General features: G+C 68.7%; 10 protein-coding genes and 1 pseudogene. 1 reads left to right on the top strand and 10 read right to left on the bottom strand.

Annotation, left to right across the window (positions count from 1 at the left end; genetic code table 11):
• Positions 1 to 80 precede the first annotated feature (80 nt).
• From ACQPWU_RS03345 to ACQPWU_RS03320, 6 genes and pseudogenes are all read right to left on the bottom strand, one after another.
• The gene (locus ACQPWU_RS03345) at positions 81 to 1670 is read right to left on the bottom strand and encodes an NADH-quinone oxidoreductase subunit N (protein WP_433436843.1); all 1590 of its coding nucleotides are present in this window, start codon (positions 1668 to 1670) and stop codon (positions 81 to 83) included.
• Complete coding sequence (locus tag ACQPWU_RS03340; protein ID WP_433436842.1) at positions 1667 to 3484, bottom strand: complex I subunit 4 family protein; 1818 nt, start codon at positions 3482 to 3484, stop codon at positions 1667 to 1669. The genes ACQPWU_RS03345 and ACQPWU_RS03340 overlap by 4 nt, the downstream gene beginning before the upstream one ends.
• Positions 3481 to 5376 (bottom strand): NADH-quinone oxidoreductase subunit 5 family protein, encoded by a 1896-nt coding sequence (locus tag ACQPWU_RS03335; protein WP_433436841.1) that lies wholly within the window; start codon positions 5374 to 5376, stop codon positions 3481 to 3483. The genes ACQPWU_RS03340 and ACQPWU_RS03335 overlap by 4 nt, the downstream gene beginning before the upstream one ends.
• 206 nt (positions 5377 to 5582) lie before the next feature.
• A pseudogene (gene nuoK, locus ACQPWU_RS03330) lies at positions 5583 to 5915 on the bottom strand (NADH-quinone oxidoreductase subunit NuoK); the annotation flags it as partial.
• Positions 5915 to 6610, bottom strand: a complete 696-nt coding sequence (locus ACQPWU_RS03325) for an NADH-quinone oxidoreductase subunit J family protein (RefSeq protein WP_433436840.1) — start codon at positions 6608 to 6610, stop codon at positions 5915 to 5917. The pseudogene nuoK and the gene ACQPWU_RS03325, both read right to left, overlap by 1 nt.
• On the bottom strand, positions 6607 to 7785 hold the full coding sequence (locus ACQPWU_RS03320; RefSeq protein WP_433445148.1) for a 4Fe-4S binding protein: 1179 nt from the start codon (positions 7783 to 7785) through the stop codon (positions 6607 to 6609). The genes ACQPWU_RS03325 and ACQPWU_RS03320 overlap by 4 nt, the downstream gene beginning before the upstream one ends.
• Before the next feature lie 160 nt (positions 7786 to 7945).
• On the opposite strand from ACQPWU_RS03320, the gene ACQPWU_RS03315 reads away from it, so the two are divergent.
• A complete protein-coding gene (locus tag ACQPWU_RS03315) occupies positions 7946 to 9433 on the top strand; it encodes a serine/threonine-protein kinase (RefSeq protein WP_433436839.1) in 1488 nt (495 codons plus the stop codon).
• 1270 nt (positions 9434 to 10703) lie between these two features.
• Here ACQPWU_RS03315 and nuoH read toward each other — a convergent pair.
• From nuoH to ACQPWU_RS03295, 4 genes are read right to left on the bottom strand one after another with little or no spacing between them, the layout of a single operon-like run.
• Positions 10704 to 11645, bottom strand: coding sequence for an NADH-quinone oxidoreductase subunit NuoH (gene nuoH, locus ACQPWU_RS03310; RefSeq protein ID WP_433436838.1), 942 nt, complete (start codon positions 11643 to 11645; stop codon positions 10704 to 10706).
• Positions 11638 to 12192, bottom strand: coding sequence for an NADH-quinone oxidoreductase subunit C (locus ACQPWU_RS03305; protein WP_433436837.1), 555 nt, complete (start codon positions 12190 to 12192; stop codon positions 11638 to 11640). The genes nuoH and ACQPWU_RS03305 overlap by 8 nt, the downstream gene beginning before the upstream one ends.
• Complete coding sequence (locus tag ACQPWU_RS03300; RefSeq protein ID WP_425567235.1) at positions 12189 to 12719, bottom strand: NADH-quinone oxidoreductase subunit B; 531 nt, start codon at positions 12717 to 12719, stop codon at positions 12189 to 12191. The genes ACQPWU_RS03305 and ACQPWU_RS03300 overlap by 4 nt, the downstream gene beginning before the upstream one ends.
• 46 nt (positions 12720 to 12765) lie before the next feature.
• Entirely contained in the window at positions 12766 to 13137 is a 372-nt protein-coding gene (locus ACQPWU_RS03295; protein WP_344998413.1) for an NADH-quinone oxidoreductase subunit A, read from the bottom strand.
• Positions 13138 to 13257 lie beyond the last annotated feature (120 nt).

Below are 13257 nucleotides of genomic sequence, written 5' to 3'. Positions count from 1 at the left end.
GACCTCCGAGGCTCGGTTTCTCCTCCGGCTCGGGGGTCCCAGACGGGTGCGGCTTTCTCCTTCCGTGCCTGGTTCGGGCCCTAACCGAAGGCTGAGAAGGAGGTCATGTCCAGGACCAGCTGCGGGGCGATCGAGAACAGGACGGCCGCCACCAGGGCGAGACCGATGGCCAGCCACGTCGCCGGAGGCGCCCGGTGCTGGGTTGGTGCCGTCGCTCCTGCCGGGGTGAGGAGGCGTGCCGTCCAGACGGCGTAGTAGTAGAGGCCGATCACGGTGTTGACGGCCATGATCAGTGCCAGCCAGCCTGAGCCGCCTTCGATGATCTCGCGGAAGACGAACACCTTCGCGAAGAGCCCGGCCAGGCCCGGTGGAAGGCCTGCCAGGCAGACCAGGCAGAACGCCAGCGCAAGCCCTGCCGCCGGGCGCCGGAACGCCAGGCCGCGGTAGTCGTCGAGCTCGTTGCGGGTGGCGGTTCTGGAGACGAGCATGACCACCGCGAACGCGCCGAGGTTCATGGCGGCGTAGATGACCAGGTACGCCATGGAGGCGCCGATCGCCCCCGTTGCCACGGTCTCCGGGGGCACGGCCGAGGCGACCGCGGCGGCGGGCCCGGCCTGCGCTGTGGCCGTCACTGCCAGGGGCGCCAGGATGTAGCCGGACTGCGCGACGGAGGACCAGGCCAGCAGGCGTACGGCGGAGCGTTGACGCATGGCGAGCAGATTGCCCGCGGTCATGGTCAACGCGGCGATGATCCCCACGATGGGCGCCCAGGTGGCGGCCTGCCCGGACAGTCCGGTGACCAGTACGAGAATCAGGCCCGCGAACCCGGCCGCCTTGGAGATCACCGAGAGCAGAGCGGCCACCGGGACGGGAGCACCCTGGTAGACGTCGGCCGCCCAGGAGTGGAACGGCACCGCGGCGATCTTGAAGGCGAACCCCGCCACCACCAGAACGACGCCGACCGTGCCGACGGCGGGCAGGTCCTGGCCGGTCGCCAGCCCCGCGCTCTCCGCCACGCCGGGTGCCGGGGCCTGGCCGCTGAACACGGCCGCCTGGCGGGACAGGTAGACCGTGCCCGCGATGCCGTACAGAAGCGACACGCCGAACAGCATGACGGCCGTGGACACGACGGACACGACGAAGAGCTTCACGGCGGCCTCGGAGGAGCGACCGTCGTACCGCTTCATCGCGGTGAGGGCGAAGACCGGGAGCGAGACCAGTTCGAGCGCCACCACGAGCATGATCAAGTCTCGGGACGCGGGCAGTGTCACCGCGCCGACGAGGGTGCAGAGGAGCAGGAAGTACCACTCTCCGACCGGGATGCCGCCGGCCACCAGCTCGGTCATCGACATCAGTACGATCACCACGGCCGCGACGAGCACCATGCCCGCGAACACCAGCGAGAACCGGTCCGCCACGAACGAGCACAGCCGGGCAGGTCCAGCGAGGTCGGGCGGGACGCAGAAAGTCGACCGCGGCGGGCCGCCCTTGATCGCCTGGGTGACGACGAGTCCCAGGGAGACCAGGACGCCTGCCAGCGTGACCAATCCAAGCACGGTCTTCGTGCTGGGGCGAGCCGGGAGGAACGCGTCCAGCATCAGCACCAGGCCGGCCACCAGCACGAGCGCCAACGGAGGCGCGATCACGAAATAATCGATCTGCTGGATCATGAGGCGACTCCCAGCAGGGTCTGGACGGCCGGTGTGGTGAGCGACAGGAGGAGCCCGGGCCAGAGCCCGAAGAGCAGGATCAGGACGACCAGCGGCGTCCATGCCAGCAATTCGTAGCTCCTGATGTCATCGATCACCCGTCGCGCGCCGCCCAAGGGCCCGCCATCTCTCCCGGACCCGGTATCGCCCGAAAGAGCGCCGCCGCGCGCGGATCCGGCATCGCCTAGGGGCTCGCCGCCGGTTGCCGGCTCGTTCAAGGCGCCGGAGGGCACCGGCGCCGGGCTCGGCTCCAAGGTGGCCGTCGCCGAGCGCTTCTCCGGCGAGCCGAGAGGTACGACAGGGCGTTCGTCGGGGGTGATGCCCTCCCAAGGCCCCTCCCACGGCCCCTCGTCCGGCAGGACGTCCGCGCCTCCGCCAGGCGTTCGCACGCCGGCGTGTCCCCTGGTGGCTTCCTGGGGACGGCCATGGGTGACACGGGACAGCATGACGACGAAGTACGCGGCCGTCAGGACCGCACCCAGTCCCCCGATCACCATGTACGCCAGGAACAGCGCGCGCGGCAGCCCCTCCGCCGGTTGGAACGCCCCGAACAGCGCCAGCATCTCGCCCCAGAACCCGGCCAGCCCCGGCAGCCCCAGCGAGGCGATCGCCGCGAACGTGAGCACCGACCCCAGGCGCGGCAGCGTCCCCAGCATGCCGCCACCCAGGGAAGGCATGTCAGCGGTGTGGTAGCGGTCCTTGATCGCGCCGGCCAGGAAGAACAGCAGGCCGGTGATCAGGCCGTGGGCGACGTTCGCGAAGAGGGCGCCGTTGATGCCCACCGGAGTCAGCGTGGCGAACCCCAGCAGGACGAAGCCCATGTGACCGACCGACGAGTAGGCGATCATGCGTTTGAGGTCGCGCTGGGCGAGGCACGCCAGAGCGCCGTAGACGATGCCCACCACGGCGAACGCACCCAGCCACGGGGCCACCACCGCCGCCCCCTCGGGAAGGATGGGGATGGCGATCCTGGCGAAGCCGTACGTGCCCATCTTCAGCAGGACCCCGGCGAGCAGCACCGAGCCCGCGGTGGGAGCCTCCGTGTGGGCGTCGGGCAGCCATGTGTGCAGCGGCCACATGGGGGTCTTCACCGCCAGGCCGATGCCGATCGCCACGAACGCCAGGACCTGCACGGATCTGGGCATACCGGCGCCGTGGGCCGCGCTCAGCGCCTCGATGTCGAGTGTGCCGGTCTGGGCCCACACGAGCAGCAGGCCGAGGAGCATCACGACCGAGCCGAGCAGCGTGTACAGGATGAACTTGATCGACGCCGCCCTGCGCCCCTCGCCGCCCCAGATGCCGATCAGGAAGTACATCGGGACGAGGACGATCTCGAAGAACACGAAGAAGAGCAGCAGGTCGAGGGCGAGGAACGTACCGATCATGCCTACTTCGAGCACGAGCAGCGTGAACACCAGCGCCCTCGGCCTCGCCCTCACGAACTCCCGCCGCGCGCCGCCCCAGCACAGATAGACGAAGCACAGGAACGTCAGCAGGGCCGTCAGTGTGATCAGCGGCAGGGAGATCCCGTCGACGCCGAGGTGGAAGCGCAGGCCCAGTCCCGGGATCCACGGCCGGTCCACCTCGAACTGCGGCCGTGCGCCCTGGCCGTAGTCGAACGTCGCCGCCAGCAGGACGGCGAGCGCCAGCGTGAGGCCCGACAGGGCCAGCCCGTACGTGTGCAGCAGGGGGCGGAGCCGGTGCGGCGCGAGGAGGAGCACGAGCGCCCCGAGCAACGGCACGGCCAGCAGCGCGACAGTGAGCCAGCCCATCATGCGAACACCACCGCCCCCACCGCGATCAGCAGGACACCGGCCAGCACGCCGCTCACGTAGAGCTGAACGTTGCCGTTCTGGGCCAGTCGTAGCACTCCGGACAATCCGCGCGCCGACTTGCCGGACCCGCGCACCGCCCCGTCCACGACCACGTCGTCCGTTCTGACCACGAGCCTGGACAGCGCCAGGATCGGGCGTGCGAACAGCGTGGCGTAGAGGCCGTCCACGTAGAACGCTCGCTCGCACGGCGCCCTCAGCGGCCCAAGCAGCCGGGCCGGGTCCGCGACGGGGTCGCTGCGCCAGAACGCGTACACGATCCCGGCGCCCAGCACCGCCAGCACGATGCTGATGGCCGCCACGCCGAGGTCCAGGTGCGGCTCCCCGGCGAACCCCAGCAGCAGGGCGGGGACGGCGAGGATGATGACGGGCACGAGCATCGTGCGTGGAGCCTCGGTGATGTCCACGACATGGGCCATACCGGGCGCCGGCTCCGGTAGCGCCACGGCCCGCGCCTCGCCGAAGAACGTGCGCAGCCATGCCCTGGTGGCGTACGCGCCGGTGACGGCCACGGTGGCGAGCGCACTCCCGTACAGGAGGAGGGCGGCCGCGTCCGTCAGGCTCCCCTTGGACAGGGCGCCGTCCATGGCGAGCAGGATGCCGTCCTTGCTGAAGAAACCGCTGGCCGGAGGGATGCCCATCAACGCGGCGAAACCTATCGTCATCGTCACGAACGTCACCGGGAGCTCGCGGCGCAGGCCCCCCATCTGGGTCATCAGGTTGGAGCCGACGTGGTGGATCACCGCGCCCGCGCAGAGGAACAGCAGGGCCTTGAACGCGCCGTGCGTCAGCAGGTGGAAGATGGCCGCCGTGTCCGAGCCCGCGGCCAGACCGCCCGCCATGTACGCGAGCTGGCTGATCGTGGAGTAGGCGAGCACGCGTTTCAGGTCGTCCTGGGCCAGCGCGGCCAGGGCGGCGCCCAGCATGCCGAGGGCCGCGATGACGGCGAGCACGTCGAGCGTGGGCCTGGCGGCGAGGAACGCCGGGAACAGCCTGGCCACGATGAAGATCCCGGCGGCGACCATGGTGGCGGCATGGATCAGGGCGCTGATCGGCGTCGGGCCCGCCATCGCGTCGGGGAGCCACGTGTGCAGCGGGACCTGCGCGCTCTTGCCGGCCACCCCTGCCAGGAGGAGCATCGTGGCGGTCACGAGCGTGGTCGTGGACATGTCCGGCACCTTCTCCAGCACGTCGCTGACGCGGAAGCTGCCTGCCGCCAGGCCGAGTACGAAGATGCCGAAGAGGAAGCCGACGTCGCCCAGGCGGGTGACGAGGAACGCCTTGATCGCCGCGCGCGAATTGCTCCGTTCTTCCCACCAGTGGCCGATGAGGAGGTACGAACAGAGGCCCATGATCTCCCAGCCCACGTAGAGGACCAGGAGGTCGCCCGCGTAGACCACCAGGAGCATGGCGCTGGTGAACAGGCTGATGAACGCGCTGTAGGAGGGGTAGCGCGGGTCGTCTCTGAGGTAGCCGACCGAGTAGACCTGCACGGCCAGGGCGACGAGGGTCACCAGGACGCCGAGGATGCTCGACAGGTTGTCGGCCTGCAGGATGAGCGTGATCGGGATGCCGCCGGTGACGATCGTGCCGTACGTCTGCCCTGTGGGTGGGGAGGTGGTGACGCCGTTGAGGAAGGCGAAGCCAGGACCCCAGGCGAGCCAGGCGGCGAGGACCGCTGAGACGGCCGTCGGGAGGACGGCGATCCAGGCTGCCCTGGTGTTGGCCCGCTCGTCCGGGCCGGCGGGACGCCGGTGGGGCCGGCGTGAGAGCAGCAGGCCCGCGGCCGCGGCCACGAAGGGCAGGAGCACGGCGATGAGCGGGAATGTCGTCATAGCCTGCCACCTCGCTTGACGGGCTGCTCGCCGCCGCGGCCGCCTTCGCTCTGCGCCCGTTGTGATGGGGCTGTTGGGTCGTGGTGGTGCTCGTTGCGCTCGCCGGTGGCGCGCGGACGGCTCTCGATCGGCTCGCCCGCCTCGTCGAGCAGTCTGGCGGGCTCCGAGATACGTTCCGGGGCGTCGGCGTGGCCGCGTACCGGTGCCGTCGGAGAGGACGGGGGGTCGTCGGCGGGCTCGGCGAGGTCGCGGAGGTGGTCTATGTCGACGGTGCGGCGGTTGCGGAAGAGCGCCAGCACGATCGCCAGGCCCAGGCCCACTTCGGCGGCCGCGATGACGATGACGAAGAGGGTGAGGACCTGGCCGCTGTGCAGGCGGTCACCCAGCCACACGTCGAACGCGACCAGGTTGAGGTTGACGGCGTTGAGCATCAGCTCGACCGACATCAGGACGAGGATCGTGTTGCGCCGGGCGAGCACGCCGTAGACGCCGACAGAGAAGAGCAGCGCGGAGACGACCGCCGGGTAGACGATGTGCACTAATGACCCCCGGTGTGATCGGGCGGCGGATTACCCCCGGTCCCGTCGGGCACCGCGTCGCCGGACTGGCCGGCTGTCGAGCGGTGCCCTGTCTCGGGGGGTGGTGCGCTTGCTCCCGTTCGGTCGCCTGGCGAGTTGCCGCCGGTCCGGTCAGGTGGTGAGCCTCCAGGGATATCGGTGCGGGACAGTACGATGGCGCCGATCAGGGCGGCGAGCAGGAGCACCGACAGGGCCTCGAACGGCAGCACCCAGGTGGCGAACACGCTGGCGCCCAGCTCCTTTGCCGCCCCTGAGCCGGGGCGCAGCGGTGTGTACGCCGTGCGGAATCCGTCGATCACTACCGTGACGAGGGTCGCTGCCGTTGCCACTGCCACCACGGCTGAGACGAGGCGGTTGCCGCTGTCGAGGTCTGTGGACCGGCCGATGGGAGCGCGGGTGAGCATGATGCCGAACAGCAGCAGCACGACCACCGCGCCCACGTAGATCAGCACCTGGACCCAGGCGACGAACTCGGCGGTCAGAACGAGATAGCCGCCTGCCAGGGCGCCGAAGCAGACCACGAGCCAGAGGGCGGCGTGGACGAGTTGTCTGGTCGTGACGACAAGCAGCGCCGATCCAACCGCTACCGCGCCCAGCAGCAAGAACACGATCTCTTGCCCGGTGGGTGACAGGTAGGAGGGCACTGCCTCGGTCACGACTCCTCCTCGGACTCCCCTGTTTCGTCAGGACCGAGCCGCCCGGGTGGTCGGATGGACCGTGGATCGGCCATCCTGCGTCTGCGGGGGCTCGTGGCAGAAGTTTGCTGCCCTGGATCGGGCTCCGGTTGCGGTGCGCCCGAGGCTGTGGACAACTTTTCCGGGGACGGCTTGTCTGTGGATGAAGCCATGCCCGGGGATGGCTGCTCGCCGGAAGGGTCGGGGGTCGGCTCGCCATCCTCCCTCGTGGAGCTCGCCGTCGTCCCGCCATCCTCTCCAGAGGAGGCGCCGTCCTCCTCAGAAGAGGTCGTGGTCGCCTGACCGTCCTCCCCTGAGGGGGTCGTAGTCGGTCGGCCGTCCTCCGTGGAAAGGGTGGAGTCCGGCTCGGCCTCTGCGCCGGCGTTCGTCCCGCCTGGTGTGGCGGGGCGGCTGGGCGGCCCGCCCTCGGCGGAGGATGTGGGGGTCTCGTCCTCAGAGGGGGACGGGAGGGCGCCTGGGGGGCGGATTCCCCGTACGTTCTGCATCGGCCGGCGTGGGCGTCCGCCGACGCCCTGAGTGCGTGAAGGGGTGGCAGGACCTGCTTCGGGGGCGTTTGCGGCGGGCCCCGCATCCTGGGCAGCGGTCTCGGCAGGGCCGGACTTCGGCGTCGTCTCCTCAGTGCCCGCCGTGACCTGGATGTCCCTGGTGTCTGGGCTGGGCTGCGCGCCTTTGGCGCGTCGCGTTTCCGCTGACCCGGTCGTGCTTTCCCGCTCTTCCGCTTCTGGCCTGGGCTTCGGTTCTTGCGTGGTGCTTGTGGGAACCGAGGCCCTCGATCCCCCTGGCGTGCGGGCGGTCGCGGGACGGCGGGGGGCGGCGGTGAGTTCCTTGGGGGATTCGGCGCCTGGGTCGTGGGCCGGAGGCGGAGGGACCGTCTGGGTCCAGGCGGCCAGCTTGTCCTTTTCGTGGATGAGGTTGCGGATGTCCCCTTCCGCGTACTCGAACTCCGGCGACCAGAAGAGGGCGTCGAAGGGGCACACCTCGATGCAGATGCCGCAGTACATGCACAACGAGAAGTCGATGGCGAAGCGGTCGAGGACGTTGCGCTGGCGGGGGCGGCCGCCCTCAGGGGCCGGGATGGTCTCCTTGTGGGAATCGATGTAGATGCACCAGTCGGGGCACTCTCGGGCACAAAGCATGCAAGAGGTGCAGTTTTCCTCGACCAGGGCGATGACGCCTCGGCTACGGGGTGGGAGGGCAGGTTTGACCTCGGGATACTGCTGCGTCACAGATTTGCGCAGCATGTGGCGAAGGGTGATGGATAGCCCCTTTGCCAGTCCGACTCCCGGTATCCGCGCCATGTTCAACATCATGACCCAACTCGCCTCGCAGGTGAACGAGTGGGGGCGTTGTCCCCAGTTTTTCCACAGTCATCCACAGGTTAGCGGGAGGTTATCCACAAGCTGTGCGCATGCCCGGTATGAACCGTGGCGGGGCGATAGTCTCTCGGCCATGCAGCAGAGCCATCAGGTCCGTCCCGGTGGCGGGGCGTGGGCGGCCGCCGTCGTGTGGGCCTGTCTGCCCTTGTTCACATGCGGGCTGGCGACCCCGTTCACGATCGGGTTCGCGGCGTTCTGGCTGCGGAGCATCTGGCAGGTCTTCGCGGCTTCCGCTTATCTGGTCTGCATCGGGTCGTTCGTGATCGCGGTGCTGGCGTACGACACCTTCGAGGATATTCCTCAGCCGCTGTCCGGGCTGGCCTCGTTCGGGCTGTTGGTCAGCTGGTTCGGCGGGGTCATTCACTCGGGAATCCTGGTGCGCGCCATGGCGCGGGCGCGGCGTTGGGCGTCTCTCGGGGGGCCGACGCACCAGCCGCACATGGATCTGCACCAGCGGACCACGGCGCCCAATCAGCAGCGTCATCGGCAGTTCGAGTCCTACCAGCGGCGGCCCGGAGAGCCTGCGTCCCATCCGCGGCGGGCCGGGCAGCCCGAGTCCTATCTGCGGCGGCCCGGAGAGTCCGAGTCCTACCGGCGGCCTTCTGGAGAGCGCGGATCTCATCAGCGGCGTCCCGGGGAGCCTGAGTGGATCGGGCATTATCGGGTGCTCCAGTCGCTCGGGCGCGGGGGCCAAGGGGCGGTTTATCTGGCTGCCGCGCCCAATGGGGCGCGGGTGGCGGTCAAGGTGCTGCACGATCTCGTCGATGAGACGGCGCGGGCCAGGTTCGCGCGGGAGGTGGACGTGGCCCGGCGAGTGGCGACGTTTTCCACAGCCCGCGTGCTCGACGTGAACATCTCCGGGCAGCATGCCTACATCGTCAGCGAATACGTGGAGGGGCCCTCGCTGGAGCAGCTCGTCAAGAAGCACGGGCCGCGCGACGAGGACAGTCTGACCCGGCTGGCGTTATCCACAGCCGGGGCGCTGGCGGCCATCCACAAGGCGGGGATCGTGCATCGTGATTTCAAGCCGAGCAATGTACTGATCGGGAACGACGGGCCTCGCGTGATCGACTTCGGGATCGCCCGGGCGCTCGATCAGGTGACGATGATGACGTCGGGGAAGATGGTCGGGACGCCGCCGTACATGTCGCCTGAGCAGTTGACCGGGGAGGCCGTCGGCCCGGCTTCCGATGTGTTCAGCTGGGCTGTGACGATCATGTTCGCGGCCACAGGGAGACCGGCGTTCGGGGAGGACACCGTGCCTGCCGTGTTCAACCGGGTGCTCACCTTTCACCCGGACTTATCGCCGTTGCCGCCTGCGCTGCGGGGAGTTATGGGGACGTGCCTGAACAAGCGTCCCGAGGATCGGCCTTCCGCTTCTGATGTGATGCTGGCGATCGTGCATTGACCGGTTCCCGGAGTCCCGGGGTCTTGGGCGGCAGTCTGAGGACCTCCCCAGGAGCGGACCAGGTGCTCGCCCCGCGCGTTCGGAATCACATCCAGCAGTGGCAGAAGTCGGGTGACATCTCGCGGTCGGCGCCGCGCATCCGGATGCCGGTGGCGTCGGTAATCACCTGCCGGCCCGCCCTCGATCGACCGGGGACGGGCAGGCCTGCGGCCTCTTTCAACGCTCTTACGCGTTAAGGGGTGGCTTCGCCGGCGGCCTTGGTGAGGTTGAGGTACTCCTCGCGTGACACGCTGTGCACGGCCAGGAAGAGGTCGTGACGCTCTGCGAAGCGTTGTGCGGCTTCCGGGGACCACCGGCCCGGGAGATGGTGGAGGGGACGGCAGGGGCGGTCCAGGATGAACAGGCCGGTCAGGTCCTCGTATCGGTAGATAGAGGAGGCCGAAGGCTTCGCCCGGGGATTCGCCCATGGACAGGGTGGCCGTGAGTTCGAGGCCTTGGAATATCTGGAGTCTGTTGGAGGAGCCGCCTTTGATGGCTGAGCCGCTCGCTGAAAGCAGGAGTGTGCCTCTTCTTACCTGCAAGCGGCGGACCCTCGCGAAGACGGGGCGTAGGACCAGCAGCGCGGGGCTGAAGACCACCATCAGCCATTTGGCTTCGAGAATGTCCAGCAGAAATCGGCCTATTGAGGAGATGCCGCGCCAGGCGCTCCACATTCCCAGGGACGCCAGGTAGGCCATCAGCCCTATGCCGATGACTCCCGCGCAAATGGCCACCGGCTTGCGCCATTTGGCCGGTGAGAGTGGCGGGAGGCCGCGGACGCGCTGCCAGCCTGGGGCGCGGCCCGCCAGGACCGCACGTACGCGAGCCGGGAAGTGGGAGCGGGCGTCCACCAGCGGGATACCGGCCACATGGGCGAAGTGCGCCAGGTCAGGGCCGTACCAGTCGCCTGGCAGGTCGAGCAGGACCAGGCCGTCCGCGTCCAGGGCCGCCACGCCGTGGACAATCTGGGTTTCGCCCTTCTTGCCGCTGGTTGGCCGATGGCAGTCGTAGCGGTAGAGGCTGGCGGGTGTCACGCGTACGGAATGGCCCGAGGCGCCGTCGGTGACGGTAATGGTCCGGCCGTCCGACGTCAGGACGGTTTGCGGGCAGCGGCCGCCTTTTGTCGCGCCTGCTAATGGAACGAGTTGATTCAATGGTCATCCCCCCAGAGGCCCCCTGTGCAGGTATGACGAATAAGGGAAACGTAAAGTTTCCACACGCGACGCGGGGTCTAGATGAGGACCTTGATGACGCCGGTCAGCGCCAATTGAGCCAGGGCCAGGGGGACCAGGACGGCCCAGGCGAGTTTCTGGAGCTGGTCCTCGCGGAGCCGGGGGTACGTGACGCGCAGCCAGATCACGACGAACGACAGCAGGAAGACCTTGACCAGGGTCCACAGCCAGCCCGGGAGGAACGGGCCGTGCCAGCCGCCCAGGAACAGAACGGTGGTCAGGAACGACAGGACCACGATCCCGACGTACTCGGAGAGCATGAACAGCGCGAAGCGCATGCCTGTGTACTCGGTCATCGGGCCCATGATGATCTCGGACTCGGCGATCGGCATGTCGAACGGAGGACGGCGCAGCTCAGCCAGCCCGGCCAGGAAGAAGACGACGCCGCCGACCGCCTGCCACGGCAACCACCACCACTGCCATGCCTCCACGATGGCGGGGATCGACAGCGTGCCCGCGGCCATCGCGACGGAGGAGGCCGCCAGCACGAGCGGCAGCTCGTACGACATGAGCTGGGCGGCCGAGCGCATGCCGCCGAGCACCGAGTATTTGTTGCCCGAAGCCCAGCCGGCCATGATCGAGCCCAGGACGCCGATGCCCATGACGGCGAGGACGAAGAAGAGGCCGAGGTCGAGGTTCACGGCGACGAGGCCGCGGTCGATGGGGATGGCGATCAGCACGACCAGGTACGGGACGAGTGCCACGCCGGGGGCGATCATGAAGATGCGGCGGTCGGCCGCGGCCGGGATGACATCCTCCTTCTGCGCGAACTTGACCCCGTCGGCGATGAGCTGCGCCCAGCCGTGGAAGCGCCCCGCGTACATGGGGCCCAGCCGCGACTGCATGTGAGCCATGACCTTGTGCTCGGTCTGCCCGACGATCAGCGGCAGCACCAGGAACACGATGAGGATGACGACGAAGCTCAGCACCACTTCAAGCATCGGGCGGCCCCCAGTCGGCTGGGACTCCTGGTGGAAGCGTCTTGCGGCGGCTCGGGGCGCCATGTCCAGATTCGCCGGGCTCCTTGGCGCCGGGCCACGCCTTGGCCACGCGGGCGGCCAGGATGAAGTCCTTGCGGAGCGGGTGGCCCTCGAAGCCGTCGGGCAGGAGGAGCGGCACGAGATTGGGGTGGTCGTCGAAGATCACGCCGAACATCTCGTACGTCTCGCGCTCGTGCCAGTTCGCGCCCCGGTAGACGCCCACCGCGCTGGGGAGGTGGGGGTTCTCACGCGGGACGCGGGTGCGGAGCAGCAGGCGTTCGCCGGCGGCCGGGTTGTAGACGTGGGCCACGACGACGAAGGAGTCCGGTGGGTCGTCGACGCCGGTCAGCCAGTCGAAGAACGCGTAGCCGAGGTCGTCCCGGACGTAGGTCAGGAGCTCTGTCCAGTCGGTGGGCGCCACGTCGACCGTGGTGTCGCCGTACGACTCCGAGATCTCGGCGCGGTCGCCGCCGAACCGCTCCGAAAGCCGGGGGCCCGCGGGGTTCACGCGTCCTCCGCGTGAGAGCGGGACCACACGTAGCGGTCGCTGAGCTTCTCTCCGGCGATCTTCTCCTGGAGCTTCATGATGCCGTAAAGGAGAGCCTCGGGCCGGGGCGGACAGCCAGGAACATAGACGTCAACCGGGATGATCTGGTCAACCCCGTTGGTCACGCAATAGGAGTCCCAGTACGGGCCGCCGGTGTTGGAGCAGGCGCCGAACGAGATGACGTACTTCGGGTCGGGCATCTGCTCGTAGAGGCGCTTCACGGCCGGGGCCATCTTGTCGGTGACCGTGCCCGAGACGATCATCAGGTCGGCCTGGCGCGGGCCGTTCGCGAACGGGATCACGCCGAACCTGATGAAGTCGTGCCTGCTCGTCGAGGTCGCGATGAACTCGATGGCGCAGCAGGCCAGCCCGAAGTTGAACACCCACAGCGAATAGCGCCTCCCCCAGTTGAGCACGAAGCGCATCGGCTTGGGCGCCAACCTGGAGACGGGGCCCACCGTGGGCATCGGGAGATCCGTTGCTGCCATACTGTCCATTCTTACGCGAATCGCAGGTCAGGCAAAGGAAAGCACGCTAGGTCCAGGTGAGTACGCGCTTGCGCCAGGCGTACAGGATGCCCAGGGCGATGAAGCCCAGGAAGACGAACATCTCCACGAGCGTCGTCAGCCCGTAGCCCGGGGCGTCGAAGACCGTGGCCCACGGGAACAGGAAGACGGCGTCCACCGCGAACACCACGTACAGGTACGTGAAGACGTAGTAGCGGACCTGCGACTGCGCCCAGCCCTCACCGACCGGGTCGACCCCGCACTCGTACGTGGTCAGCTTCTCCGGGGTCGGACGGGTCGGGCGGAGGAGGCGGTTGGCCATCAGGGCTCCGGCCACGATGGCGACGCCTATGGCGAGTAGCGCGGCGACGAGTACATATGACCCGAAATAGCCGTCCATGCCGTGATCGTAACCCGACCCGCCATGGGCAAACACCCCACACGGAGTTACGCCCGCAAGCTGGGGCGGAGTCGGGGTTCCCGAGCACATGACCCGAGCCGGAAGCTATGGGCGGGATGG

This window comes from Nonomuraea sp. CA-141351 (assembly GCF_050944675.1).
Classification (GTDB): domain Bacteria; phylum Actinomycetota; class Actinomycetes; order Streptosporangiales; family Streptosporangiaceae; genus Nonomuraea.
This window is presented reverse-complemented; position numbering and strand designations above follow the sequence as displayed.

Bases quoted from the DNA above. Each gene is read 5' to 3' on its own strand.
- nuoH (WP_433436838.1), bottom strand. From the start codon at position 11,645: ATGCTTGAAGTGGTGCTGAGCTTCGTCGTCATCCTCATCGTGTTCCTG.
- ACQPWU_RS03320 (WP_433445148.1), bottom strand. From the start codon at position 7,785: ATGCTTTGTGCCCGAGAGTGCCCCGACTGGTGCATCTACATCGATTCC.
- ACQPWU_RS03295 (WP_344998413.1), bottom strand. From the start codon at position 13,137: ATGGACGGCTATTTCGGGTCATATGTACTCGTCGCCGCGCTACTCGCC.
- ACQPWU_RS03345 (WP_433436843.1), bottom strand. From the start codon at position 1,670: ATGATCCAGCAGATCGATTATTTCGTGATCGCGCCTCCGTTGGCGCTC.
- ACQPWU_RS03315 (WP_433436839.1), top strand. From the start codon at position 7,946: ATGTTCAACATCATGACCCAACTCGCCTCGCAGGTGAACGAGTGGGGG.
- ACQPWU_RS03335 (WP_433436841.1), bottom strand. From the start codon at position 5,376: ATGACGACATTCCCGCTCATCGCCGTGCTCCTGCCCTTCGTGGCCGCG.
- ACQPWU_RS03300 (WP_425567235.1), bottom strand. From the start codon at position 12,719: ATGGCAGCAACGGATCTCCCGATGCCCACGGTGGGCCCCGTCTCCAGG.
- ACQPWU_RS03340 (WP_433436842.1), bottom strand. From the start codon at position 3,484: ATGATGGGCTGGCTCACTGTCGCGCTGCTGGCCGTGCCGTTGCTCGGG.